Genomic DNA, 22,836 nt, shown 5'->3' with positions numbered 1-22,836 from the left:
AAGGTAGTCGTCGGCCTGTTAACCCCGGGCTAACGCCCCGACTGGCGACGCACGACCCAGCCGCTGATCGCGGCGACGGCGGCGTTGAGCACAAGCCCCAGGGCCGCCAGCCAGACCAGGGCGGCCAGAAGCTCGGCGGTACGCAGGCGGTTGCCGGCCTCCAGAAGTCGCCAGGCCAGGCCCTGGGCGGCCCCGGAGCCGGAGACAAACTCGGCGACCACGGCCCCGATGACGGCCAGACCCGCCGCGACCCGAAGACCCTCCAGCGCGAAGGGCAGGGCGGTGGGCAGGCGCAGCCGGAGCAGCCGCTGGACGCGATTGGCGCGGTACAGGTCGAACAGCCGCTCCAGGTCCGGATCTGCCGACTTCAGCCCGGTCAGGACGCCGGAGAAGACCGGGAAGAAGGCGACGGCGGCGGCGAGGGCCACGACCGCCTGCTCGGCATTGTCCAGCCCCGCCCAGATCAGGACCAAGGGGGCGATGGCGACGATGGGGGTGACCTGAAGCGCGATGGCCAGGGGCCGGACGGCGCGCTCGGCGGCGTCCGACAGGGAGACTCCGATGGCCAGGCCTCCACCCAGGACGGTGGCGACGATCAGGGCATGGATCGCCATCCAGAAGGTCTGGAGCGCCGAACCGGCCAGGACCGGAGCCCGCTCGACCAGGGCGACGGCGACGGCGCTGGGGGGCGGCAGGAAATAGGTCGGGACGGCCAGCAGGCGGCAGGACGCCTCCCAGACCGCCAGCAGGCTAGCGATCAGGAGCAGCGGGGGCAGGGCGCGCCAGAGGCGGGTCATGCGGGGACCGCCGGGGCCAGGTTCGGCATGGCGTCGGACAGGGCGCGGGCGACGGTCTCCGCCGCCTGTCGGTAGGCGGGTTCGAGCCGCCAGTCGGCCGGCCGGGGCAGGGGGCCGGGGATGTCGAGGCTCTGAACCGTGCGGCCGTCGGTGGCGCTGAGGACCACAACGCGTGAGGCCAGATAGACGGCCTCGTCCACGTCATGGGTGACGAAGACGATGGCCATGGGGGCGGTGGCGAGACGGGCCTCCCACAGCCGGTGCAGGTCCTCGATCAGGCCGCGGCGGGTGATGGAGTCGAGCGCGGCGAAGGGCTCGTCCAGCAGCAGGAGTTCGGGCTCGGTGACCAGGGCGCGGGCCAGCGAGACGCGCATGGCCATGCCGCCCGAGAGCTGGGCCGGGCGGGCGGTCAGGCGGTCGCCGAGGCCCACGGCGGCGAGGGCCTCGGCGGCCCGACGGTGGGCCTCGGGGCGGGCGATGCCGGTAAGTTCCAGCGGCAGGGCGACATTGGTCACGGCGTCGGCCCAGGGCATCAGGGTCGGGCTCTGGAAGACGAAGGCGGTTCGGCCCGGGGCGGCGTCGAGGGCGACCTGCCCCGACGACGCCTGTTCCAGCCCGGCCAGCAGACGCAGGGTGGTGGACTTGCCGGCCCCGGAGGCGCCGACCAAAGCCACGATCTCTCCGGGATGGAGGGTCAGGTCGACAGGGCCGATCGAGGGGCCGCGCGCATAGCGGACGACGGCCTGGCTCAGCCGGGCGATGGGGCCGACCGAGGTCTCAGCCACGGCCCGGCAGATAGTTGTCGGTGAAGGCGTCGCGCCAGTTCAGGCCGGCCGGATAGACGCCGGCACCGGACGTGGTGTCGAAGAAGGCCTGCCAGCGTTCGGCGGTCATAGTGCCCAGGCCATAGAGGGCCGCGTCGCCGCCCGCGACGATGGAGTTCTCGTTCAGGGCCTGACGGGCCTGGTCCAGGCTCTTGTCGGTCATGTCGGGATTGTCGCGCTTGATCAGGGCGTTGGCGGCGGCCGGGTCGCCGTTCATATAGTCGCGCCAGCCCTCGGCCGAGGCGGCGATGAAGCTGCGCAGGGCCTTGGCGTTGTCGCGCGCGAAGCCGTCGGGCGACAGGACCATGGCGGCATAGGAGGGATAGCCTTCGTCGGCCAGCAGGAAGACCCTGGGCTCGAAGCCGCCGACCTCTTCGATCGTGAAGGGCTCGGAGGTCAGATAGCCCTGCTGGACGGCCCGCTCGTCGGCGAGGAAGGGGGCCGGGTTGAAGGTGTATTTGCGGACCTGATCGTCGGTGAAACCATATTTGGCCTTCAGCCAGACCCAGAAAGCCGTGATCGAGGCGTCGGCGAGCAGGAAGGGCCGGCCGGCCAGGTCGGCGATGGTCTCCAGCGCCGGATCGGGATGGGCGATCAGGACCTGGGGGTCCTTCTGGAAGAAGGCGGCGACGGCCTTCACCGGGGCGTCCTCGGCGACCAGGTTAAAGGGGATGAAGCTGTTCGAGCCCATGCCCAGCTCGACGGCACCGGCGGCCAGCAGCTGGGGTACGTTCACGCCTGGCCCGCCCTGAACGATCTGGACGTTCAGGCCGCGTCGCTCATAGGCCCCGGAGGCCAGGGCCTGATAGAAGCCGCCATGCTCGGCCTGGGCGCGCCAGTCGGTGGCGAAGCGGATGCGGACCCGGCCCTGGTCATCGACGGGTGCCTCCGAACGGAAGCAGGAGGCGAGGCCCGCCACGGTCGTCGCGACGCCCCCCGCCAGGATCAGGCGACGGCTGGCGATGAGAGGGCGATTCTGGTCTCGCGACATGGCGGGAAACTAGAGCGCCTTGGCGTTGAAAGGAAGGCGGGGCGTCGAGGTTCGAGAACGCCGTCGGGTGGGCAGATCACGTCAGCGAAAACACGGTGCGGATCGTGCGGATCGTGCGGAATTTATCGACCCACGGTTTCCTCAGCGAGTCTCGGCCGGAATGGCGAAGCGGAAGCTTGGCGTAGGGGGCGGCCCGACATCGCCCCACTCGCCCGCGACCTCGTCGGCCGAGACGATGACCGTCGCAGGGGTGGTGCCCGGCCGGATATGGATGTTGACCGCAAAGGCCCAGGACTCGTTCTCGTCGTCGCCGAACGTGTGCGGGGCGTGGGCCAGGAAGCCGCCGATGTTTTGGCCGCTGTCGTCTTCCAGGCCGACCGGGATCTGGTTTTCGGAGAACCAGATGCCGGGAGCCGTGCCCGTGACGCGGACGACGTTGCGCCGCCGGTCGACCTCGATCGAGACGATGACGGGCTTTGGTGCGGTGGCGTAGGCAGCGGCCAGATCGCGGTAGTCGGCGGCGTAGATCGCCGTCTCTTCAGGCGTCTGGGTCGACTGCGGGGTGACGGAGATGGCGAGGGCGATGGCGGCCAGAACACTCGAGAACATTGGCCGACCCTTACGCGCCGCCGGACAGTTCGGCTTGCGGGATCACGGTGGGGGAGGGTGCCGACCGCGTCAAGGCGGGGTTCACGCAGCGGCCCGGCCAGATGCCGGAGCCAGAATTGAGCGAGGGGACGACAGCCCGGGCGAACCCTTGCTCTCGTCCCCTCACCAAGTCCGGGTTGGGACTTGGCCATTGAGGTTCAGGGCCCTGGCGTTCTGCCTGCGGAGCGGACCCCGGAAGCATTCGGCTGTATCCTGTCGGCTCCTGTTCGATGCCGGTCCGTCGGAGATTGCGCCCCGCCGTCGTTCATCGATCCTGGCCCGGTTCCCCTCGATCCTTCCCGCCGAAGCGTTCCGCATCAGGAGCCTTGGCCCTGTCCTGACTTCCCCGCGTCGCCCGAAAGCGCCTTTGGCAAAGTGCCGGATCAGAGAGCCGGACCGACCCGCTTGAGCCCTAGGTCTCCCTGGTTTTCCGCGCCGCCGTGTCCCTCGGCCTGATCAAGCTCGCTCCAAACGCGGGATCCAGCAAGTGGTCCGAACACGGTAAATGGGGATCAAACTGGGGACGAATATGGCCTTGACCGGTGGATAACGGATCGGCGACGCACGGAAGTTGCGGTTGTCATTGACCTGTCATCTTTCGGCGGGGCGTCTGGCAGCCGGTGGATAAGGGCAGAAAAAGACGAACTATCCCGCCAAGGCCTCGCGTTTCGCCTCCAGCTCCAGCCATTCCTCCTCGGCCGCAGCGAGCCTGTGCTGGGCGGCTTCGAGGGCCTTCATGGTGGAGGCGAAGCCGGCAGGGTCGCGGCTGTAGAAGTTGACGTCGTCGAGGCGGGTCTGGTGGGTCTTGATGGTGTCGGGGAGCTCATGGATCAGGGTGTCGAGCTCCTTGAGGCGGTGGGTGTCCTTGAAGGACATCTTGCCCTTGGCGACCGGGGCGGCCTTCGCCGGAGTCGGCGCCAGCGCCGGGGCGACGGCGGCGGGCGTCGCAGAGCGGCCCTCCGCGATCTGTTTGAGGAAGTCCGGGTTCTGGCGGATGAAGTCGGTCCAGCCACCGGGGGTTTCGACGATGTCGCCGCGGCCGTTCATGCCGATGGTCGAGGTGGCGAGACGGTCGACGAAGTCGCGGTCGTGGCTGACCAGGATCAGGGTGCCGTCGTACTGCTCCAGCAGTTCCTCGAGCTTGTCGAGGGTGTCCATGTCGAGGTCGTTGGTCGGTTCGTCGAGGACCAGCATGTTGGCGGGTTTGGCGAGCGCCAGCGCCAGCAGCAGGCGGTTGCGCTCGCCGCCCGACAGGGTCGAGATCGGCTGGCGCAGCTGGGCCTCGGTGAAGAGGAAGTCCTTGGCGTAGGCGGCGACGTGCTTGGAGATGCCGCGCACGATGATCGAGTCGCCGCCGCCCGGCGTCAGGGCGTCCCACAGGGTCATGTCAGAGCGCAGGCCGTCGCGGGACTGGTCCAGATAGACGGTCTCCAGGCTGGCGCCCAGTTTGACCGTGCCCTCGGTCGGGGCCAGTTCGCCGAGCATGATCTTGACCAGGGTGGTCTTGCCCGCGCCGTTGGGGCCGACGATGGCGAGGCGGTCGCCGCGGATGATGCGGCTGGTGAAGGGCTTGATGACGACGCGGTCGCCGAAGGATTTGGTGACGCCCTTGAGGTCGGCGACCAGCTTGCCCGAGGTGTTGCCGGAATCGACGCCGAGATAGAGTTCGCGGGGCCGGTCCCTGGCCTGTTCGGCGCGTTCGGCGCGCAGGGCGTCGAGGCTGCGAGCGCGGCCCTCGTTGCGGCTGCGGCGGGCGGTGATTGAGGAGTAGAAGGTCGCGGTCTCGCGCTCGATCGTCTTGGTCAGCTTCTGGAAGGCGAGGGCCTCTTCTTCCTGGGTCTTGGTGGCCCATTCGTCGAAGGCGTCGAAGCCCTTGTTCAGGGTGCGGACCTGGCGGTTGTCGAGCCAGTGGCAGGACTGGGTCACGCGGTTCAGGAAGGCCCGGTCGTGGGAGACGATCAGGGCGGCGCAGCGGGCGGCGATGATTTCCTTTTCCAGCAGTTCGATCGCCAGGATGTCCATGTGGTTGGTCGGCTCGTCCAGCAACAGCAGGTCGGGCTCCTCGGCGAAGGCCTTGGCCAGGGCGGCGCGGCGGATCTCGCCACCGGACAGGCCCTTGGTGGACTTGTGCGGGTCCATGCCAAAGGTCTCGAGCCAGGCCTCGGCGGTCCAGTGTTCGGCGTCGTTGGAGGTGGCGTAGTCGAGCAGGGTCTCGCCGGCGATGAGGGGTTCCTGCGGGACGTAGGCGAACTTGACCGCACCCTGGATCGAGCGAGTGCCCGAGTCCGGCTCGATCAGGCCCATCACGACCTTCATCAGGGTGGACTTGCCGGCCCCGTTGCGGCCGACGAGGCAGGAGCGGGTGCGGGGTTCAATCGCGAGGTCAACGCCGTCGAACAGGGGGCGCTGGCCGTCCTGAAGACGCACGTCCTTGAGCGAGACGAGAGGAGGGCGGGGGGAGGAGCGGGGAGCCATGGCGGGGCGTATAGAGGAGCGCAGTTGGTTTAGCCACTGCCCCGCGCTTGCGAAATGTGCTTGCGAAATTCGGGTCGCGTGATTACGATGTTGCTTGCATGAACAGCAAGCAAGCGAAGACATTGAGGGCGGTGTTCGCAGATCCGGTCTCCCGGACGATCGAATGGGCGGCGATCGAGAGCCTGCTGGTCGCGGTCGGATCCAGAACGATCGAAGGCAAGGGATCGGCGGTCAAGTTCGAGCTTGATGATCTGGTGGTTCGTTTCCACCGTCCTCACCCCGGCAAGGAAGCCAAACCCTATCAGGTGAAGGACGCCCGTCTGTTTCTCACGAAAATTGGAGTAACGCCATGAATCAGATGACTTATAAGGGATACTCCGCGGCCGTGGAGTTCGACGCTGATGACGAGCTTTTCTTCGGCCACCTTGCGGGGATCAACGATATCATCGGTTTTCACGCCGACACGGCGAGCGAACTGAAGGCGGCATTTCGGGAGGCCGTAGACGACTATATCGAGACCTGCGCCAAGATCGGGAAGTCGCCGGACAAACCCTATTCCGGCAAGGTGATGTTCCGGGTCGATCCCCTGGTTCATGCGCGTGTGGCCAAGGCGGCGGAACTGTCGGGTCAGAGTTTGAACAGCTGGGCCGAGGAGGCCCTGAGACGCGCTGCCGACGCCGACATGGCCAAGGCTGTCTCGGTCTGACGTCCCGGACGGTCGCGGCCGACAAGCCCTTCTGGCAGACCAAGCGTCTGGAGCAGATGACCCGCGAGGAGTGGGAGAGCCTGTGCGACGGGTGTGGGCTGTGCTGTTTGATCCGGTTCGAGGACGAGGATACGGGCACGGTGTTCGCCACCAAGGTGCATTGCCGGCTGTTCGACAGCAACGCCTGCACCTGTACCGACTATGCGAACCGCAAGGACCATGTGCCGGACTGCATCAAGCTGACGCCGTGGAATATCGAAGAGCTGAAGTGGATGCCCAAGTCGTGTGCCTATCGCCGGATCGACGAGGGGCGGGGGCTGGCGAACTGGCATCCGCTGGTGTCGGGCGATCCCGAGAGCGTTCACGCGGCGGGGGTGTCGGTGCGCGGCCAGACGATTTCAGAGCTGGACCTGGAAAATCCCGAAGACGCGGTGGCCTATGAAGCCCCCGAATGGGACGTCGAGCGCGGCTGACGGCTTGTCCGAAGGCCCCAGGTTGCGAACTTCGAGCGACCAATCCCTTGCAGAATAAGGGATTGGACGATTCTCGAGGCCATTTACGCGCCCAGGGGCGCTGGTCCGCTATAGTTCGTTCATGGCCGGAATGAAAGACGAGGCGGGGCGGGCGATGCAGGGACGTTCTTTGGCTGTGGACCATCTGGCCGGGCTTCAGGCCATGGTCGACGAGGAAATGGGCCAGCTTCGCGAGAGCCCCTCGACCAAGGGTGAAATCCTGACGATCGAACGCCGTGTGCGGACCATCGGCGCGATGGCGCGCACCATCAAGCTGGTCGATGGGCTGCTAACCAAGCCCGCGAAATCCCACGCCAACGACAACGAGGACGACATGAGCGAGGACGCCATCGACGATGGAGACGACGACATGGACCCCGCCGAAGTCGCGACGATACGCGCCGAACTGGAATCCCGTCTTGATAGGATCCGAGCCGCGATCGAAACAAAGCGAATGGCTGGACGGTCTCAAAGGTCGGCAGATGCAGGCGCTGCTTTCGCGGACGCCGCGCCTGCATGACCACCAGATCGCGAATGCGGACCCGTGGCGAACCTGGCTGCTGCTCGGAGGACGTGGGTCCGGAAAGACCTATGCCGGAGCCTATTGGCTGAATGATCTGGCGCGCTCCAAGGGCCTGAACCTGGCCCTGGTCGGACCCGCGTTTCACGACGTCCGAGAAGTGATGATCGAGGGGCCGTCAGGGCTGATCGCACTGGCTGATCCGGAGAACACGCCGCACTGGGAGGCCAGCCGCAAACGGCTGGTCTGGCCCAGCGAGACGGTGGCCTATGCCTTCTCGGCCGAAGATCCGGACGGTCTGAGGGGGCCGCAGTTTCACGCCGCCTGGGCCGATGAGGTCTGTGCGTGGCGCAGGCCAGAGCGTGTGCTGGCCAATCTGAGGATGGGGCTGCGGCTGGGGGATGATCCCCGGCTGATGGTGACCACAACACCCAGGCCGACGCCGATGTTGAGAAAACTGATGGCCGAGCCGGGGGTCTGGCTGGACCGGGGCCCGACGGCCGAGAATTCAGAGAATCTCTCGCCGGGGTTTCTGGCGCATCTGAACGATCTGTATGGCGGCACAAGCCTGGCGGCGCAGGAGCTGGAAGGGCTGGTGGTCGAGACCGACGGGGCGCTGTTCACCGCGGCCGATCTGGCGCGGGCGCGCGGGAACCGGCCGGCCCAGATGGAGCGGATCGTGGTGGGGGTGGACCCGCCGATCACAACGCACGGCGATGCCTGTGGCATCGTGGTCGTGGGGCGGGCCGGACGCAGGGCCTATGTGCTGGCCGACCGGTCGCGGCGGGGGTTGTCGCCGAACGGCTGGGCAAAGGCGGTGGTCGAGGCGGCCGGAATGTTCGGCGCGCATTCCATCGTCGCCGAGTCCAACCAGGGCGGGGAGATGGTGCGGACCATCCTGTCACAGGCCGGGTGCGAGAGGCGCCTGAAGAGCTGTGGTCATTGCGGCCCGATCGGGTGACGACCGTGCCGGGGCGGCAGGGCTGGCCCGCCGCCTATGAATACACGGTGGATGGGCGGTCGGTGCGGATCGCGCGCGGGGCGGACGGCTGGATTGCACGCACAAGGACGGGCGGCGACGTCTGGGAGGGCGAGCCGGTCGCGAGCGATCCCCTGATTTTCCGGGTCAGGGTGTTCGACGGCGCGAGTGTCGTCCGCGCTTTCGATGTCGATGGGAGCGAGGCGGTCTATGCGGCGGCCGAGATCGCAGCGGACTTCCCGGGCGGTGTCGGGACCTCCGCGCGGGTCGGAGTGGCGCAGTCGAACGGCCGGATGGGGTGGGGCGGCGAGGCCACGGTGGCCTTCACAGGCTGAAAGCCCATTGCTTTGACGCGCTCATGGCTTAACTGACGCTCACGGTCAGGCGGATGACGCCGTGATGACGGCCGGGCTTGAAGGAGCAGATCAGACGTGGCGGGCGATCCCTATAAGGAACTTGGCGTTTCCAGGGGCGCGAGCGCGGACGAGATCAAGAAGGCGTTCCGAAAGCTGGCCAAGGAACTGCATCCCGACACCAATCCCGGCGACAAGGCCAAGCTGGAGCGGTTCCAGCGGGTGACCGGCGCGTTCGACGTGCTGGGCGACAAGGAAAAGCGCGCCAAATACGATTCGGGCCAGATCGACGCCGATGGGCGTGAGCAGTACGCAGGCCCGACCGGCGGACGCGGCAGTCCGTTCGGGGCAGGCGGCACGGGCGGTTTCGCGGGCGGCTTTGGCGGTGGGCCTCGTCACGAGGGCGGTCCCGGCGGACGGGCCAGTTTCGACAACATCGACCTGGAAGAACTGTTCGGTCGGTTCGGCGGCGGTGCAGGGGCCGGCGGCGGTGGAGGGCGTGCGGCATTCGGGCGCGGCCAGGATGTACGGGCCTCGCTCGAGATCAGCCTGGAGGACTCGATCGCCGGGGCGACACGCCGGATCCAGTTTTCGGACGGCCGGACACTGGATGTCACCATCCCCAAGGGCGCGACGGATGGTCAGACGATCCGTCTGCGGGGGCAGGGAACGCCGGGACGGACCGAGCCGGGCGACGCTCTGATCGAGTTGAAGATCGCAGCCCATCCCGTGTTCAGGGTGGACGGTGCCGATCTGACCATGGATTTGCCGGTGTCGGTGCCGGACGCGGTGCTGGGCGGCAAGGTGCAGGCTCAGACTCCGGAGGGCGTGGTGTCGGTGACGATCCCCGCGGGGTCCAACTCGGGCCAGACACTGAGGCTGAAGGGGCGCGGTGCCATGGTCGGCGGGCGCCGAGGCGACCTGAAGGCACGGATCGTGGTGATGCTGCCTGATACGCCCGATGAGGCGCTGAAGGCCTTTGCCCAGGAGTGGCGCGACAAGCGCCCCTACAAGCCGGGACGCTGACGATGACGATCAAGCCGAGTGTGAGGCCGGCGAGGCCCTGGTTCAGTGCGGGTCCGACGGCGAAACGGCCGGGCTATTCGCTGGCGGGATTGCCGCAGAATCTGCTGGGCAGGGGCATCCGTGCGCCCGAAGTCGTCGCACGGTTCGCCGAGGCGCTGACCCTGACGCGGCGGTTGCTGGAAGTCCCCGAGGATTTCCAGATGCTGTACGTGCCGGGCTCCCAGACCGGGGCGATCGAGGCGGCACTGTGGGGCATGCTGGGCGAGCACCCGGTGCAGGTCGTGGCGTTCGAGAATTTCGGGAAACAGTGGGAAACGGCGGTCAAGGACCGGCTGAAGCTGGAGCCTGAGGTGCTGTCGGCGGGGTGGGGCGACCTGCCCGACCTGACCCGGGTCGATCCGAAGAAGGATCTGGTGTTTCCCTGGAACGGGACGACGGCGGGGGTTCGGGTGCCGAACGCCGACTTCATCTCGGCGGATCGCGAGGGCATCGTGATCTGCGATGCGACCTCTGCGGCATTCGGCATGCCGCTGGACTGGGCCAAGGTGGATGTGGTCGGGTTCTCGTTCCAGAAGGCTCTGGGCGGGGAAGCGGGGATCGGCGTCCTGTGCCTGTCGCCGCGAGCCGTCGATCGGCTGGATAGCTACACCCCGGATCGGCCCCTGCCCAAGGTGCTCAAGCTGACCGACGACAAGGGCCGGTTCGACCGAGCCCTGGCCACGGGCGTGGTCGTCAACACCATGTCGGTTCTGACGATCGAGGACTGGATCGATGCGGTGGAATGGGGGCTGTCGGTAGGCGGCCTTGCCGAACTGCATCGCCGGACGGACGCCAACTTCGCCGTGCTGGAAGCCTGGGTCGAGCGGACGCCCTGGATCGAGTTTCTGGCCAACCGGCCGGAGACGCGTTCAACGACGTCGGTCTGTCTGAAGATCGTCGATCCGCGTGTGGCCGGTCTGGACGAGGCGGGGCGGTACGCCTTCGTCATGCGAATGAAGGCTCTGCTGGAGGCCGAGGGCGCGGCGTTCGACGTCGAATCCTATCGCAAGGCGCCGGCCGGATTGCGACTGTGGTGCGGGCCGACAGTGGAGGCGGCGGACGTTGAGGCCGTGACGCCATGGCTGGATTGGGCGTTCGAGACGGCGGTGGCGGAACTCGACGCTTAAAAAGCGTGGTTCAGGACGACACCGGACGATTCCCCGTCTATAGGCTGCGCCCGCATCAGGCGGAGACGAATCCTTTGGCGAACGTGGCGGTAGTCGGAGCCCAGTGGGGCGACGAGGGCAAGGGCAAGATCGTCGATTGGCTGTCGAACCGGGCAGACATGGTCGTGCGGTTCCAGGGCGGCCATAACGCCGGCCATACGCTGGTCGTGGACGGCAAGGTCTACAAGCTGGCGCTGCTGCCCTCGGGCGTGGTTCAGGGCAAGCCGTCGATCATCGGCAACGGCGTCGTCGTCGATCCCTGGCATCTGGTCGGAGAGATCGAGAAGATCGAGGCGCAAGGGGTGGCGATCAGCCCTGATGTGCTGATCCTCGCCGACAATGCCTGCCTGATTCTGCCCATCCACCCAGCCTTGGACGTGGCGCGTGAGGCGGCGGCGAGCGCGCCGGGTGCCAGGATCGGCACGACGGGACGGGGCATCGGCCCGGCCTATGAAGACAAGGTCGGGCGGCGCGCGATCCGGGTCTGTGACCTGGCCAATGCCGAAGACCTGAAGGTCAAGATCGACCGGTTGCGGGCGCACCACGATCCGCTGCGGCAAGGGCTGGGACTCGATCCGATCGATCCGGAAGCACTGCTGGCGCAATTGCTGGAGATCGCGCCGAAGATCCTGCCCTATGTCCAGCCGGCGTGGCGGGTTCTGGACCAGGCGATCAAGGGCGGCAAGCGGGTTCTATTCGAGGGGGCGCAGGGCGCCTTCCTGGACGTGGACCACGGCACCTATCCCTATGTGACGTCGTCGAACACGGTGGCGGGGCAGGCGGCGGCGGGGTCCGGGATCGGGCCGCGCGGGGTCGGCTATGTGCTGGGGATCGTGAAGGCCTATACGACCCGCGTCGGCGAGGGTCCGTTCGCCTGCGAACTATTCGACGAGGTCGGCGAGCATCTGTCGACCGTGGGGCGCGAGGTCGGGGTCAACACCGGGCGCGCACGCCGTTGCGGCTGGTTCGACGCGGTGCTGGTGCGCCAGTCGGTGGCGATCAACGGCATCGACGGCATCGCCCTGACCAAGCTGGATGTGCTGGACGGGCTGAAGACGCTGAAAATCTGCATCGGCTATCGGATCGACGGCGAGATCGTCGACTATCTGCCGTCCAGTCTGAAGGCGCAGGCGGCGGCCGAGCCGGTGTTCGAGGAGATGGAGGGCTGGAGCGAAAGCACGGCCTCGGCGCGCAGCTTCCGGGACCTGAATGCGAACGCGGTCAAATATGTCCGGCGGATCGAGGAGTTGATCGGGGCCCCCGTGGCCCTGCTATCGACCAGCCCCGAACGTGACGACACCATCATGATGCGGGACCCGTTCCTGGGCTGACCGGCCGAAAAGGCGCGGTTCAACATGGTCTTAACTGACTTGGGTTAAGGGTAACGCTTCAGTCTGGAGTGGTCCCCTTGTTTACAGCCGACGCCCGCGTTCTGAGCCGTATCGCCCCGTCGATTCAGCGCGTCGTCATCGCCGATCCGAACCTGGCGTCTGCGCGACTGCTGGTCGACCTCATGAAGAGTCTGGGGGCGCGCGAGGTCGTCACCGAAACGGACGAGGCGCGGGTCATGGAGGCGATCCGCGAGATCGAGCCTGGCCTGATCTTTACGGAACGTACCGGACCGCGTCTGAACGGCGAGAACATCACGCGCAAGCTGCGGCGGTCGAACCTGCCCAGCCGGCGCGCGCCCGTCATCATGGTCACGGCGGACGCGACGGCCAGTACGATCAAGGGTGCCCGTGACTGCGGCGTCCATGAGTTCCTGAGGAAGCCCTTCACGTCAGGCGACCTGTTCCGCCGGGTCGAGAACGTGGCCCTCAAGACGCGCGACTGGGTCGAGGGTGTCGGCTATGTCGGACCCGACCGGCGGCGCTTCAACTCCGGAGAATATGCGGGGCCCCAGAAGCGCAAGGCTGACAAGCCGGCGTCCGCAGCCGATGCCGCGATCGCGGTCAAGGACCAGGCCATGCGAATTCTGGCCGCCGCCCTGGCCCAGTTCGACAACGATCCGCTGCAGGCGATCCGCGCGACGCGAACCCAGGCCGAGACGCTGAAAGCCCTGGCCATCAAGACATCCGACGCCAAGCTCGCTGTCGCTGCCGCCGGGCTGGAGGCCACGCTTCGTGCAGGGGCGTCGACCAAGGCCGCGCTGGTGGCCCCGATCAATGCACTGCTCCTGTTGGCCGACCCGGAGCCGCTGGCCCGGACCGGCTAGTCACAGAAGCGGTGCCGTCAGGCGTCGATGAGGTTTCGTTCCTCGGCTGCGGCGCGCATGGCCTTCTGCAGCTTCTCGAAGGCGCGGACCTCGATCTGCCGCACGCGCTCGCGGCTGACGCCATATTCTCCGGCCAGTTCCTCGAGCGTGACAGGATCGTCCTTCAGGCGGCGCTCGGTCAGGATATGCTTCTCCCGATCGGTCAGCTCGCCCATGGCTTCCTGAAGCAGGCCCATGCGCAGCGACTTTTCCTCGCTGTCGGCCAAGGCGGTTTCCTGTGACACGGCGGTGTCGTCCGCCAGCCAGTCCTGCCACTCGCTTTCGCCGTCCGAACGGATCGGGGCATTGAGAGATGAGTCGCCCGACAGGCGACGGTTCATGTTGGTGACCTCTTCCTCCGACACGCCCAGCTTGGTGGCGATGGCCGACAGGTGTTCGGGGTGGAGGTCGCCTTCTTCAAACGCCGAAATCTGGCTCTTGGCCTTGCGCAGGTTGAAGAACAGCTTCTTCTGGGCCGCCGTCGTGCCCATCTTCACCAGAGACCAGCTGCGCAGGATGTATTCCTGGATCGAGGCGCGGATCCACCACATGGCGTAGGTGGCCAGGCGGAAGCCCTTGTCGGGATCGAATTTCTTGACGGCCTGCATCAGGCCGACATTGCCCTCGGAAATGACCTCGCCGATCGGCAGGCCATAGCCGCGATAGCCCATGGCGATCTTGGCGACGAGGCGCAGATGGGACGTGACCAGACGGTGGGCGCTCTCGGAATCCTGATGCTCGGACCACCGTTTGGCGAGCATGAACTCCTCGTCCTTGGTCAGCATCGGAAATTTTCTGATTTCCGTCAGATAGCGCGACAGACCCTGTTCGGGCGACATCACCGCGAGTGATTTCAGTGCAGCCATAGTGTGGTCCCTCCGACCCGTGATGCGAGCGGGCTCTTCGGATGCGACCGCCGAATGCGCGCCGCGTCCTCACCCCTCAACCGGTCAAGTGGCTATCGGTTTCCGCACATTGTAGGGGCGGATCGTCACACGTAAGCGTGACCGTGTTCCCGGCGCCACTCACGCCGACAAGGACCTATAGCAAACAGTCCGTCCTTAATCAAGACTGACTTCGCGACTCCGGCCTCCGATCGGGCAGTCCTCGGCCGGTAGCTGCGTATCCCGGCTGTAGTTCGGCCGTCGATACAGGGTCCAGGTCATCGAGCATTGGGTGGCGCTGCGGGTTCCCGGCGGTGTGCAGGCGCGTCGGGCGGTCAGGACCGCCGGAGCATGGTCCGGACGAGAGATCCGCCATTGGCGATAGGCGGTCCGCTCCCGCAACAGGTTGCCGTAGTAGCCGTTTCGGTCGTCGCCCTCCTGAACCGCAGGAAACTCAACAGATGTCACAAGGTCGGTGGTCATCGCGCGCGCGGCAATCGCCGCCATCATCGCCGCGTCATCGTCTAGCCAGAGGTCGCCGACCGAAATCGTGACTGCCCTGATCTCCGTCGCGTCGCCGCAGACCGCCACCGAGCCGGTCTTGCCACCGACGGCCAGCCAGCCGGTCCGGCGTATCACGGGCCCGGGCGAGTCGGATGTGGGGCCGACCAGGTGCCAGTAGATATCGCGTCCGCCATGGACGCCGAATCCTGCCCATGTCGGTTGGCCGTATCGGGAATGCACCATGGCGTCGGCCAGGGCGCGCGCCACGGCCTGTTCCACAGTGCTCGCCAGTTCCCAGGGTTGTTGTGCCGAAACAGGGCCCGACAGGGCGGGCAATGCGGCTGCAAGAATGAGGATCAGCTTCATGCGCGCTTCCTTCGGCTTCGCATGATGTCAGTGTACGCGGCTCCACGCCCCTCCCGGAACCTGACGATCAGAGCGAGGAGAGCAGCGACTCCAGCGATCGCATATCGCACGGAAGGTCGGTCTCGAAGCGCAGTCGTTCCCCGGTGACCGGATGGACGAAGCCGAGGATAGAGGCGTGCAACGCCTGACGGGTCAGACCGGCTTCGGTGATGGCGGTGCGGACGGGGAGGGCGGCGCTGCCCGATCCGTAGATGGCGTCGCCGAGAATAGGCGAGCCCTTCGATGCCATATGCACCCGGATCTGATGGGTCCGGCCGGTGTGCAGGGTGCAGGCGACGCGGGCGGCGAGGGGGGCGGCACCGGCCTTGGCGGGGACGGCAAAGGCGCGCTGAACCACATAGTCGGTGATGGCCTCGCGCCCGCCGGCCTTGAGCACAGCCATCTTCTTGCGATCGGATGAGGACCGGCCGAGCCGGGTCTGGATGCGGCCGACGACCGGTGACGGAGCGCCCCGCACCAGGGCGATATAGGTGCGCTCGATGTCGTGTGTCGCGAACAGGGCCGAGAGGCCGGCGTGGGCGCGGTCGGTCTTGGCGGCGACCATGACGCCCGAAGTGTCCTTGTCCAGCCGATGCACGATGCCCGGCCGGGCGACGCCGCCGATCCCGGACAGGGACGCGCCGCAGTGGGCCAGCAGGGCGTTGACCAGAGTGCCGTCCGGCGTGCCCGGCGCCGGGTGGGCGGCCATGCCCGCGGCCTTGTCGATGACGATCAGTTCGGCGTCTTCGTAGAGGACGGTCAGCGGGATCGCCTGGGGCAGGGGCGTCGCCGAAATCAGGGCCGGAAGGATGATGTCGTAGTCGCCGGGCTCCGCCTTGGCCGATCCGTTGGACAGGACGCGTCCGTCGCGACTGACGGCCCCGGCATCGATCAGAGCCTGGATGCGGGCGCGGGACAGGTCGGGAGCGGCATCGGCCAGGGCCTTGTCGAGACGCAGGCCGCTGACCCCGGGGCCGATGCTGACGACCAGGTGGGCAGCGACCTCTTCGTCGTCGTGGTCAGCTGAATCCTGCATCAGGCGATACTAGGCGGTGCAGCCGCGTCGGGACAGCCCGCCCACCGATCGCGGTGGGCGGTTACAGTCAGGGCAATCAGGCGGCCTTGGCGGCGGCCTTGCCGAAGTGGGGGTTCAGCTCGCCCGAGGCATAGCGCTTGGCCATGGTCGCGGTCGACAGCGGTGTGATCTTCGACGCCATGCCCTCGCAGCCGAATTCCTGGAAGCGCTGTTTGCAGACCTTGCGCATGGCCTCCTTGGCGGGCTTCAGATAGGCGCGCGGATCGAACTCGCCGGGCTTCTCGGCGAAGACCTTCCGGATGGCACCGGTGATGGCCATGCGGTTGTCGGTGTCGATGTTGATCTTGCGCACGCCGTGCTTGATGCCGCGCTGGATTTCCTCGACCGGCACACCCCAGGTCTGGGGCATCTGGCCGCCGTACTGGTTGATGATGTCCTGCAGGTCCTGCGGCACCGACGACGATCCATGCATGACCAGATGGGTGTCGGGCAGGCGGCGGTGGATTTCCTCGATCACGTTCATGGCCAGCACTTCGCCATCAGGCTTGCGGCTGAACTTGTAGGCGCCGTGAGAGGTACCCATGGCGATGGCCAGGGCGTCGACCTGGGTCTCGCGCACGAAGTCCACAGCCTGGTCCGGGTCGGTCAGCAGGGCCGAATGATCGAGCTTGCCCTCGAAGCCGTGGCCGTCCTCGGCCTCGCCCATGCCGGTCTCCAGCGAGCCCAGAACGCCCAGCTCACCCTCGACCGAGACGCCGCAGCTGTGGGCCATCTGGGTCACGCGGCGCGTGACCTCGACATTGTATTCATAGCTGGCGGGGGTCTTGGCGTCCTCTTCCAGCGAACCGTCCATCATCACCGAGGTGAAGCCGTACTGGATGGCGGTGGCGCAGGTCGCCGGGCCGTTGCCGTGGTCCTGGTGCATACAGACCGGGATATGCGGATAGAGTTCGGCCAGGCCGTCGATCAGCTTGGCCAGGATGATGTCGTTGGCGTAGTTCCGGGCACCGCGCGAGGCCTGGATGATGACGGGGGCATTGACCTCCTCGGCCGCCTCCATGATCGCCAGACCCTGTTCCATGTTGTTGATGTTGTAGGCCGGCAGGCCGTACTCGAACTCGGCCGCGTGATCGAGAAGCTGTCGCAGCGTGATGCGCGCCATGATGTGAACCCCTGATGTCTGTTTTGTTTGGCGAAACCTCTAGCGAGGGTCGCGCGCGGAGTCACGCATTGTAACAGGATCGGGGCGTCAGAAACCGAAGGGCGCGACTTCTTCGCAACCGCGTCAGGCTGCGTTCGCGTGCGATCCAGCACGTTGGAGACGACGATGCGCCTGCTGCTGGCCTTTGGAGCAAGCCTCATCCTTACGGGCTGTTCGAGCGTCGATCCCTTCCCGAGCCTGGAGGAAGTTTGTCGTGACTCGTCACGGTGCACACCGCCGTGTGGATCCATGGCCACGGGATCGAACGGACAGTGTCCGGCGACTGAACACGGCGGTCATACGCGCGGATAGGGGAGGGCGATCATCCTCCCGGCGCTGTCGGCGGAACCGCGCTGCGATTCCGCCACGTCCGATCACGGTCTAGGGCCGGCGTTCGACCGTCAGGGCATAGGCGCCGGTCTGGCCCATGGCGAAGCTGCGGGCGCGGATGACATAGGTTCCCGCCTCCTCGACCGTCCACTCGACCTTGGCGTGGGTGTCCGACAGGCCGTCGTCGTCGGTCGCGACGCTGGTCCAGGTGCCGTCCTTGTCCTGGCCGATGTCGAGGAAGGCGTCGAAGTCGTTGGACACCAGGGTGACGTTCAGCTTGTCGCCCTCCGCGACCTGGACCGCATAGGCGTCGAAATAGGATCCGTCGTCGGCCAGGCCGTCGCTGTCGTCCAGGGTTCCGCGCGCCGTGGCGCCGATCAGGATGCTGCCCGGTTCGGGCTGGGGGCCACGGTCCGTCAGTTCGATCGAATAGAGGCCCTTCTCCTCGGAGCCGAGCGGCGAAGCGCGGATCACATAGTCGCCGGTCTCGGGCAGGATGAAGTTGAGGCGCGAATCGGTGCCTTCGCCCAGACCGTCGTCATCCGAGCCGAGAGGCTCGAACGCTCCCGCCTTGGAAATCTGCAGGTAGGCGTCGAAATCGCCCGAACGCATGACGACCTGGACCCGCGCGCCTGCGGCACCGGAGAAGACGTAGGTGTCATAGCCGCGCCCGTCGTCGTCCCGGGCACCGCCGGCTTCGATCTCGCCCTGGGTGACGGTGGCGAAGGGTAGGGCGGTCGGCTCAGGTTCCGGCGCGGCTTCGGCCAGGGCGACGGTGTAGGCACCTGTCGTGGTGTCGCCGGTCGAGCGGACCTGGAGCGTATAGGTTCCGGCCTCGGCCAGGGTGGCGATCAGGCGCGAGTTGGTGCCCTCTTCCCCGCCGTCGTCATCCTGATCGATGCTTTCGCCGGCGGCGTTGAACAGCTCCAGATAGGCGTCGAAGGCGTCGGCGTTCAGGGTGGCGTCGATTCGCTGACCGGCCGTCGCAGTGAAGGAATAGGCGTCGGCGCGGGCACCGCCGTCATTGACACCGTCATCGGCGGAAAGTTCGCCCTCGGCGCTGGATCCGATCGCCAGCGGCGTGGCGGCCAGCGGCGGGGGAGCGTTGTCGAGCTTGATCGTGTAGTCGCCGAGGCCATCGGATCCGAGCGCCATGGCGCGGATGACGTATTCGCCGGCCCGTGGTGCCGTGAAGATCAGGTAGGAGTTCAGCTCGATCCCGACGCCGTCATCGTTGTAGGCGCTCTCGACGAACGAGCCGCCGGTCATCTGACCCACGCGCACTACGGGATCGAAATCGTCGGCGTTCAGGCTGATGGCGAACCTCTGGCCCTCGGCGGCGCGGAAGGCATAGGCGTCATAACGGCCGGCGTCATCCTCGGCCTCCGGGTCGCGGGTCGAGAGGGAGCCCTGGACTTCAGAGCCAAGGCGGATGCCGGTCGGGCGCGGAGCGCGGGGTGCCGGGCGGCGCTGGGCCAGCGACAGGGTGTAGGCACCGCCTTCCAGTCCCGACAGGGTCCGGGCGCGCAGGGTGTAGGTTCCGTTGGCCGGAGCCACGAAGCGCAGCCGCGAATGGGTACCTTCGCCCAGTCCGTCGTCGTCCTCGGCCAGCGATTGGCCACCCAGGCCTTCCTGGCCAGCGGCAAAGACCTGGAGATAGGCGTCGAAGGCGTCGGAGCGCATCACGGCTTCCAGCCGCTGGCCGCGACGCGCATTCACCTTGTAGTCGTCATAGCGGTACTCAACATTTTCCGGGGTCCCGAAACTTGAGCCCATCGTGCCGTCCCCGTCGTCCAGAGTGCCCGACACATCGCCACCGACGCGGAGCTGGGGCGTCGACTGGGCGAACGCGCCCCCAGCCAGAAGGGCGGCCGCGCTAACGGTGGCGGCAAAGACGAAGCGACGCATGGAATCCCCCTGAATGTCGCCGCCACATAGACGCCGAACAGAGGCCACTGTAAATCGCCCGCACCTGAACGAAACCTGACGGACCCCTGAGAAATGACCGAAATCGACGGGCGCGCGACGATCATCGACGGCAAGGCCTTCGCCGGACGCCTGGTCGAACGCGTCACGGCGGCGGCGGCGCGGCTGTCGGCCGATCATGGGGTCCGTCCGGGTCTGGCCGTGGTCATCGTCGGCGAGGATCCCGCCAGCCAGATTTACGTCCGCAACAAGGGCGAGCGGACGCGCGAGGCGGGGATGCGGTCGGACACGCATCGGCTCGATGCAGCCACCAGTCAGGCCGATCTGCTGGCCATGATCGCGGCGCTGAACGCCGACACCGGCATTCACGGCATCCTGGTGCAACTGCCGCTGCCGGGTCACATCGACGCCCAGGCTGTGCTGTCGGCCATCGATCCGGACAAGGATGTCGACGGGTTTCACGTCGTCAATGCTGGGCGGCTGGCGGTCGGCCTGCCGGGGCTGGTTCCCTGCACGCCGCTGGGCTCGGTCATGCTGCTGAAGGACGCGCTCGGCGATCTGTCCGGCCTGAACGCGGTCATCGTCGGGCGGTCCAACATCGTCGGCAAGCCGATGGCGCAACTGCTGCTGAGCGAGAACTGCACCGTCACCATCGCCCATTCGCGCAGTCGCGATCTGGCCGCCATCTGTCGCGGCGCGGATATCCTGGTGGCGGCGGTGGGTCGGCCCGAGATGATCCGGGGCGACTGGATCAAGCCCGGTGCGGCCGTGATCGACGTGGGCATCAACCGGGTCCCCTCGCGCGATCCGGTCAAGGCGGCGGAGGGCAAGACCCGGGTCGTCGGCGACGTCGCCTTCGACGAGGCGGTTGCGGTCGCGGGCCGGATCACGCCTGTCCCGGGCGGTGTCGGGCCCATGACCATCGCCTGCCTTCTGGCCAACACCTATACGGCGGCCTGTCGATCGGCGGGTGTCGAGCCGGAACCCTTGGCCGCTTGAAGCGTCACGCTTATCCGCTGATAGTCGGCGGGCGAGCGGGTCAGGCCGTTCGGAATTCTTCGGGGGAGGCTTCCATGGCTCAGTTCAGACACCGGGTGACGGCACCGATCGCGGTCGCGGTCCTGGCGGGCGTGTCCCTGTCCGGGTGCGGCTACAACACCATCCCGACGAAGGAAGAGCGGGCGCAAGCCGCCTGGGCCGACCTTCAGAGCCAGTATCAGCGCCGCGCCGACCTGATTCCCAATCTGGTCGCTGTGGTCCAGGGCGCGGCCATCGCCGAACGCACGACCCTGACCCAGGTCATCGAGGCCCGGGCCCGTGCGACCTCGGTGACGGTGACGCCGGAGACCCTGACCAATCCCGCCGCCTTCCAGGCCTTCCAGGCGGCGCAGGGCCAGTTGTCGGGGGCCCTGTCGCGCCTGCTGGCCACGGTCGAGGCCTATCCGCAGATCCAGTCGAACCAGAATTTCGTGCAGTTGCAGTCCCAGCTCGAAGGGACCGAGAACCGCATCACCATCGCCCGGCGCGACTACAACGAGGCCGTGCGGGACTACAACACCACCCTGCGGACCTTTCCGAATGTGATCTGGGCCAAGACGCTACACTCCGGGTCGGAGCCCATGCAGTTGTTCGTGGCGGCGCCGGGCGCGGAGACTGCGCCGACCGTCAATTTCAATGTCGGGCCCACGGCAACCGCACCGACCGCCGCGCCCGCCCAGTGAGTTTCGCAGCCAGACCTCTGGCGGTCCTGGCGCTGCTGCTCGGCCTGCTGTTTGCGGTCGTCATGCCCGGTCGAGCCCTGGCCGATCCGACCTTCCCCGCGCTGAGCGGCCGTGTCGTCGATGAAGGCCGTCTCCTGTCGCCCGAGGCCGAAGCGGCGCTGACGACGAAGCTGGCATCGCTGGAAACGGACACCGGCGCGCAGCTGGTCGTGGTCACCCTGGCCGGGCTGCAAGGCTATGAGATCGATGACTACGGATACCGGCTTGGCCGGCACTGGGGCATCGGCGCTGCCGAGACCGACAAGGGTGTCCTGCTGATCGTGGCACCCGAAGAGCGCAAGGTGCGGATCGAGGTCGGCTATGGGCTGGAACCCGTCCTGACCGACGCCCTGTCCAGCCAGATCATCCAGAACGACATCCTGCCGGCGTTCAAGGTCGGCGGGTTCGAGCGCGGAATCAACGCCGGTGTCGATGCGATCGACGGCCAGCTGAGGCTCGATCCCGAGGCCGCCCAGGCGCGTGTGGCGGCGGTGGCTGACGAAGAGGCGGAGTTTCCGGTGGGGCCGATGATCGTGGTCGCACTGGTCTTCCTGTTCATTGTTATCGGCCTGGCGCGCGCGGCCAAGGCCGGGGGTCGGAGGCGGCGCGGTGGGGTCGGGCCGATCCTGGTCTGGACGGCGTTGGACGCCTTGAGCCGGAGTGGCGGCGGCCGATCGGGCGGTGGATTCAGCGGCGGAAGCTTCGGCGGTGGCGGCGGGTTCAGTGGCGGTGGCGGCAGTTTCGGCGGCGGGGGCGCATCGGGCGGATGGTGACCTCATTGACCCGCGACGACCACGCCAGGATCACCGCGGCGATCAACGCCGCCGAGACGAACACCTCGGGCGAGGTGTTCTGCGTGCTCGCCCACCGCGTCTCTTCCTATCGCGACGTCAGTCTGGGCTGGGCGGCGGCGGCGGCGCTGATCCTGCCGATGCTGCTGATCCCGCTGGGGTTCGATCCCGCCTGGGTTCCGGGGGTGGCCGACAGCTGGGAGTCGGCACATATGGCCGCGCGCGACCTCACGGTCGGCCGGGCCCTGGCCGCCTATGCGGTGGTTCAGGCTGCGGTCTTCACAGTAGTCTTCCTGCTGACCTGCATCCCCGCGATCAGGCGTGTGGTCACGCCCCGCATGGTGCGTCGCGCCCGAGTGCGGCGGGCGGCGATGCAGCAGGTTCTGGCCCACGGACTGCACAACACGCCGCTCAGAACCGGCGTGCTGATCTTCGCGGCGCTGGAGGATCGGCAGGTCGAGATCGTCGCTGACGCCGGCATCCATGAGCGCGTCGATGCCGCCGTCTGGGTTCAGGCTGTTGATGCCCTGACCATCGCCCTGCGCGCGGGTCGGCCGGCCGACGGTTTCGAGACCGCGATCGCTCAGGTCGGAGCCGTCCTGGCCGAGCATTTCCCGCCCGAGGTGCTGGAGGTTGATCATCTGTCGAACCGGCTGGTCGAAATCTGAACCCGACGGGCCGCTCGCCTTGTCCGGCGATATCCTCTAGA

General features: G+C 67.2%; 24 protein-coding genes. 14 read left to right on the top strand and 10 right to left on the bottom strand.

Annotated features, from left to right (window positions below; genetic code table 11):
* Positions 1-29: 29 nt before the first annotated feature.
* The 5 genes from O5K39_RS18300 to O5K39_RS18280 all read right to left on the bottom strand — a co-directional run bounded on the left by O5K39_RS18300 (position 30) and on the right by O5K39_RS18280 (position 5,735).
* On the bottom strand, positions 30-797 hold the full coding sequence (locus O5K39_RS18300; RefSeq protein ID WP_271145030.1) for an ABC transporter permease subunit: 768 nt from the start codon (positions 795-797) through the stop codon (positions 30-32).
* A complete protein-coding gene (locus O5K39_RS18295; protein ID WP_271145029.1) occupies positions 794-1,582 on the bottom strand; it encodes an ABC transporter ATP-binding protein in 789 nt (262 codons plus the stop codon). The genes O5K39_RS18300 and O5K39_RS18295 overlap by 4 nt, the downstream gene beginning before the upstream one ends.
* On the bottom strand, positions 1,575-2,612 hold the full coding sequence (locus O5K39_RS18290) for an ABC transporter substrate-binding protein (protein ID WP_271145028.1): 1,038 nt from the start codon (positions 2,610-2,612) through the stop codon (positions 1,575-1,577). Before O5K39_RS18290 ends, O5K39_RS18295 begins: the two co-directional genes overlap by 8 nt.
* Before the next feature lie 141 nt (positions 2,613-2,753).
* Entirely contained in the window at positions 2,754-3,221 is a 468-nt protein-coding gene (locus O5K39_RS18285) for a hypothetical protein (protein WP_271145027.1), read from the bottom strand.
* Positions 3,222-3,905: 684 nt separating this feature from the next.
* Positions 3,906-5,735 (bottom strand): ABC-F family ATP-binding cassette domain-containing protein, encoded by a 1,830-nt coding sequence (locus tag O5K39_RS18280; protein WP_271145026.1) that lies wholly within the window; start codon positions 5,733-5,735, stop codon positions 3,906-3,908.
* Positions 5,736-5,833: 98 nt separating this feature from the next.
* On the opposite strand from O5K39_RS18280, the gene O5K39_RS18275 reads away from it, so the two are divergent.
* The 10 genes from O5K39_RS18275 (at position 5,834) to O5K39_RS18230 (ending at position 13,251) form a co-directional block, all read left to right on the top strand.
* Entirely contained in the window at positions 5,834-6,088 is a 255-nt protein-coding gene (locus O5K39_RS18275) for a type II toxin-antitoxin system HicA family toxin (RefSeq protein WP_271145025.1), read from the top strand.
* Positions 6,085-6,441, top strand: a complete 357-nt coding sequence (locus O5K39_RS18270; RefSeq protein WP_271145024.1) for a type II toxin-antitoxin system HicB family antitoxin — start codon at positions 6,085-6,087, stop codon at positions 6,439-6,441. Before O5K39_RS18275 ends, O5K39_RS18270 begins: the two co-directional genes overlap by 4 nt.
* On the top strand, positions 6,438-6,914 hold the full coding sequence (locus O5K39_RS18265; protein ID WP_271147189.1) for a YcgN family cysteine cluster protein: 477 nt from the start codon (positions 6,438-6,440) through the stop codon (positions 6,912-6,914). Before O5K39_RS18270 ends, O5K39_RS18265 begins: the two co-directional genes overlap by 4 nt.
* 121 nt (positions 6,915-7,035) lie before the next feature.
* Positions 7,036-7,473: a hypothetical protein gene (locus O5K39_RS18260; RefSeq protein WP_271145023.1), complete on the top strand. Its 438-nt coding sequence runs from the start codon at positions 7,036-7,038 to the stop codon at positions 7,471-7,473.
* Positions 7,436-8,434, top strand: a complete 999-nt coding sequence (locus tag O5K39_RS18255; RefSeq protein ID WP_271145022.1) for a terminase family protein — start codon at positions 7,436-7,438, stop codon at positions 8,432-8,434. Before O5K39_RS18260 ends, O5K39_RS18255 begins: the two co-directional genes overlap by 38 nt.
* On the top strand, positions 8,416-8,787 hold the full coding sequence (locus O5K39_RS19570; protein WP_348637119.1) for a hypothetical protein: 372 nt from the start codon (positions 8,416-8,418) through the stop codon (positions 8,785-8,787). Before O5K39_RS18255 ends, O5K39_RS19570 begins: the two co-directional genes overlap by 19 nt.
* 96 nt (positions 8,788-8,883) lie before the next feature.
* Positions 8,884-9,831, top strand: coding sequence for a DnaJ C-terminal domain-containing protein (locus O5K39_RS18245; RefSeq protein WP_271145021.1), 948 nt, complete (start codon positions 8,884-8,886; stop codon positions 9,829-9,831).
* A 2-nt stretch (positions 9,832-9,833) separates the two neighbouring features.
* Positions 9,834-10,997, top strand: a complete 1,164-nt coding sequence (locus O5K39_RS18240; RefSeq protein WP_271145020.1) for a phosphoserine transaminase — start codon at positions 9,834-9,836, stop codon at positions 10,995-10,997.
* 74 nt (positions 10,998-11,071) lie between these two features.
* On the top strand, positions 11,072-12,367 hold the full coding sequence (locus O5K39_RS18235; RefSeq protein WP_271145019.1) for an adenylosuccinate synthase: 1,296 nt from the start codon (positions 11,072-11,074) through the stop codon (positions 12,365-12,367).
* Positions 12,368-12,444: 77 nt separating this feature from the next.
* Positions 12,445-13,251 (top strand): response regulator, encoded by an 807-nt coding sequence (locus O5K39_RS18230; RefSeq protein WP_271145018.1) that lies wholly within the window; start codon positions 12,445-12,447, stop codon positions 13,249-13,251.
* A gap of 17 nt (positions 13,252-13,268) precedes the next feature.
* Here O5K39_RS18230 and rpoH read toward each other — a convergent pair whose 3' ends face one another.
* The 5 genes from rpoH to O5K39_RS18205 form a co-directional block, all read right to left on the bottom strand.
* The gene (gene rpoH, locus O5K39_RS18225) at positions 13,269-14,156 is read right to left on the bottom strand and encodes an RNA polymerase sigma factor RpoH (protein WP_271145017.1); all 888 of its coding nucleotides are present in this window, start codon (positions 14,154-14,156) and stop codon (positions 13,269-13,271) included.
* A 195-nt stretch (positions 14,157-14,351) separates the two neighbouring features.
* The gene (locus O5K39_RS18220; RefSeq protein ID WP_271145016.1) at positions 14,352-15,044 is read right to left on the bottom strand and encodes a hypothetical protein; all 693 of its coding nucleotides are present in this window, start codon (positions 15,042-15,044) and stop codon (positions 14,352-14,354) included.
* Positions 15,045-15,111: 67 nt separating this feature from the next.
* Positions 15,112-16,119: an RluA family pseudouridine synthase gene (locus O5K39_RS18215; RefSeq protein ID WP_271145015.1), complete on the bottom strand. Its 1,008-nt coding sequence runs from the start codon at positions 16,117-16,119 to the stop codon at positions 15,112-15,114.
* 76 nt (positions 16,120-16,195) lie between these two features.
* Positions 16,196-17,281 (bottom strand): class II fructose-bisphosphate aldolase, encoded by a 1,086-nt coding sequence (fba, locus tag O5K39_RS18210; RefSeq protein WP_271145014.1) that lies wholly within the window; start codon positions 17,279-17,281, stop codon positions 16,196-16,198.
* Positions 17,282-17,701: 420 nt separating this feature from the next.
* Positions 17,702-19,558: a pre-peptidase C-terminal domain-containing protein gene (locus O5K39_RS18205; protein WP_271145013.1), complete on the bottom strand. Its 1,857-nt coding sequence runs from the start codon at positions 19,556-19,558 to the stop codon at positions 17,702-17,704.
* Between the two features lie 93 nt (positions 19,559-19,651).
* Here O5K39_RS18205 and O5K39_RS18200 point away from each other — a divergent pair, with 93 nt between their 5' ends.
* From O5K39_RS18200 to O5K39_RS18185, 4 genes are all read left to right on the top strand, one after another.
* Entirely contained in the window at positions 19,652-20,575 is a 924-nt protein-coding gene (locus O5K39_RS18200) for a bifunctional methylenetetrahydrofolate dehydrogenase/methenyltetrahydrofolate cyclohydrolase (protein WP_271145012.1), read from the top strand.
* Between the two features lie 74 nt (positions 20,576-20,649).
* Entirely contained in the window at positions 20,650-21,297 is a 648-nt protein-coding gene (locus tag O5K39_RS18195) for a LemA family protein (RefSeq protein ID WP_271145011.1), read from the top strand.
* 62 nt (positions 21,298-21,359) lie between these two features.
* Complete coding sequence (locus tag O5K39_RS18190; protein ID WP_271147188.1) at positions 21,360-22,109, top strand: TPM domain-containing protein; 750 nt, start codon at positions 21,360-21,362, stop codon at positions 22,107-22,109.
* Positions 22,103-22,795, top strand: coding sequence for a TPM domain-containing protein (locus O5K39_RS18185; RefSeq protein WP_271145010.1), 693 nt, complete (start codon positions 22,103-22,105; stop codon positions 22,793-22,795). The genes O5K39_RS18190 and O5K39_RS18185 overlap by 7 nt, the downstream gene beginning before the upstream one ends.
* Positions 22,796-22,836: the final 41 nt, after the last annotated feature.

This window comes from Brevundimonas sp. NIBR10 (genome assembly GCF_027912515.1).
Taxonomy (GTDB): domain Bacteria; phylum Pseudomonadota; class Alphaproteobacteria; order Caulobacterales; family Caulobacteraceae; genus Brevundimonas.
The sequence above is the reverse complement of the archived record's forward strand: the minus strand, read 5'-3'. Positions and strand labels throughout refer to the sequence as shown.

Bases quoted from the DNA above. Each gene is read 5' to 3' on its own strand.
- O5K39_RS18300 (WP_271145030.1), bottom strand. From the start codon at position 797: ATGACCCGCCTCTGGCGCGCCCTGCCCCCGCTGCTCCTGATCGCTAGC.
- fba (WP_271145014.1), bottom strand. From the start codon at position 17,281: ATGGCGCGCATCACGCTGCGACAGCTTCTCGATCACGCGGCCGAGTTC.
- O5K39_RS18220 (WP_271145016.1), bottom strand. From the start codon at position 15,044: ATGAAGCTGATCCTCATTCTTGCAGCCGCATTGCCCGCCCTGTCGGGC.
- O5K39_RS18195 (WP_271145011.1), top strand. From the start codon at position 20,650: ATGGCTCAGTTCAGACACCGGGTGACGGCACCGATCGCGGTCGCGGTC.
- O5K39_RS18240 (WP_271145020.1), top strand. From the start codon at position 9,834: ATGACGATCAAGCCGAGTGTGAGGCCGGCGAGGCCCTGGTTCAGTGCG.
- O5K39_RS18275 (WP_271145025.1), top strand. From the start codon at position 5,834: ATGAACAGCAAGCAAGCGAAGACATTGAGGGCGGTGTTCGCAGATCCG.
- O5K39_RS18190 (WP_271147188.1), top strand. From the start codon at position 21,360: ATGCCCGGTCGAGCCCTGGCCGATCCGACCTTCCCCGCGCTGAGCGGC.
- O5K39_RS18200 (WP_271145012.1), top strand. From the start codon at position 19,652: ATGACCGAAATCGACGGGCGCGCGACGATCATCGACGGCAAGGCCTTC.
- O5K39_RS18285 (WP_271145027.1), bottom strand. From the start codon at position 3,221: ATGTTCTCGAGTGTTCTGGCCGCCATCGCCCTCGCCATCTCCGTCACC.
- O5K39_RS18215 (WP_271145015.1), bottom strand. From the start codon at position 16,119: ATGCAGGATTCAGCTGACCACGACGACGAAGAGGTCGCTGCCCACCTG.
- O5K39_RS18255 (WP_271145022.1), top strand. From the start codon at position 7,436: ATGCAGGCGCTGCTTTCGCGGACGCCGCGCCTGCATGACCACCAGATC.
- O5K39_RS18280 (WP_271145026.1), bottom strand. From the start codon at position 5,735: ATGGCTCCCCGCTCCTCCCCCCGCCCTCCTCTCGTCTCGCTCAAGGAC.
- O5K39_RS18260 (WP_271145023.1), top strand. From the start codon at position 7,036: ATGGCCGGAATGAAAGACGAGGCGGGGCGGGCGATGCAGGGACGTTCT.
- O5K39_RS18205 (WP_271145013.1), bottom strand. From the start codon at position 19,558: ATGCGTCGCTTCGTCTTTGCCGCCACCGTTAGCGCGGCCGCCCTTCTG.
- O5K39_RS18185 (WP_271145010.1), top strand. From the start codon at position 22,103: ATGGTGACCTCATTGACCCGCGACGACCACGCCAGGATCACCGCGGCG.
- rpoH (WP_271145017.1), bottom strand. From the start codon at position 14,156: ATGGCTGCACTGAAATCACTCGCGGTGATGTCGCCCGAACAGGGTCTG.
- O5K39_RS18270 (WP_271145024.1), top strand. From the start codon at position 6,085: ATGAATCAGATGACTTATAAGGGATACTCCGCGGCCGTGGAGTTCGAC.
- O5K39_RS18290 (WP_271145028.1), bottom strand. From the start codon at position 2,612: ATGTCGCGAGACCAGAATCGCCCTCTCATCGCCAGCCGTCGCCTGATC.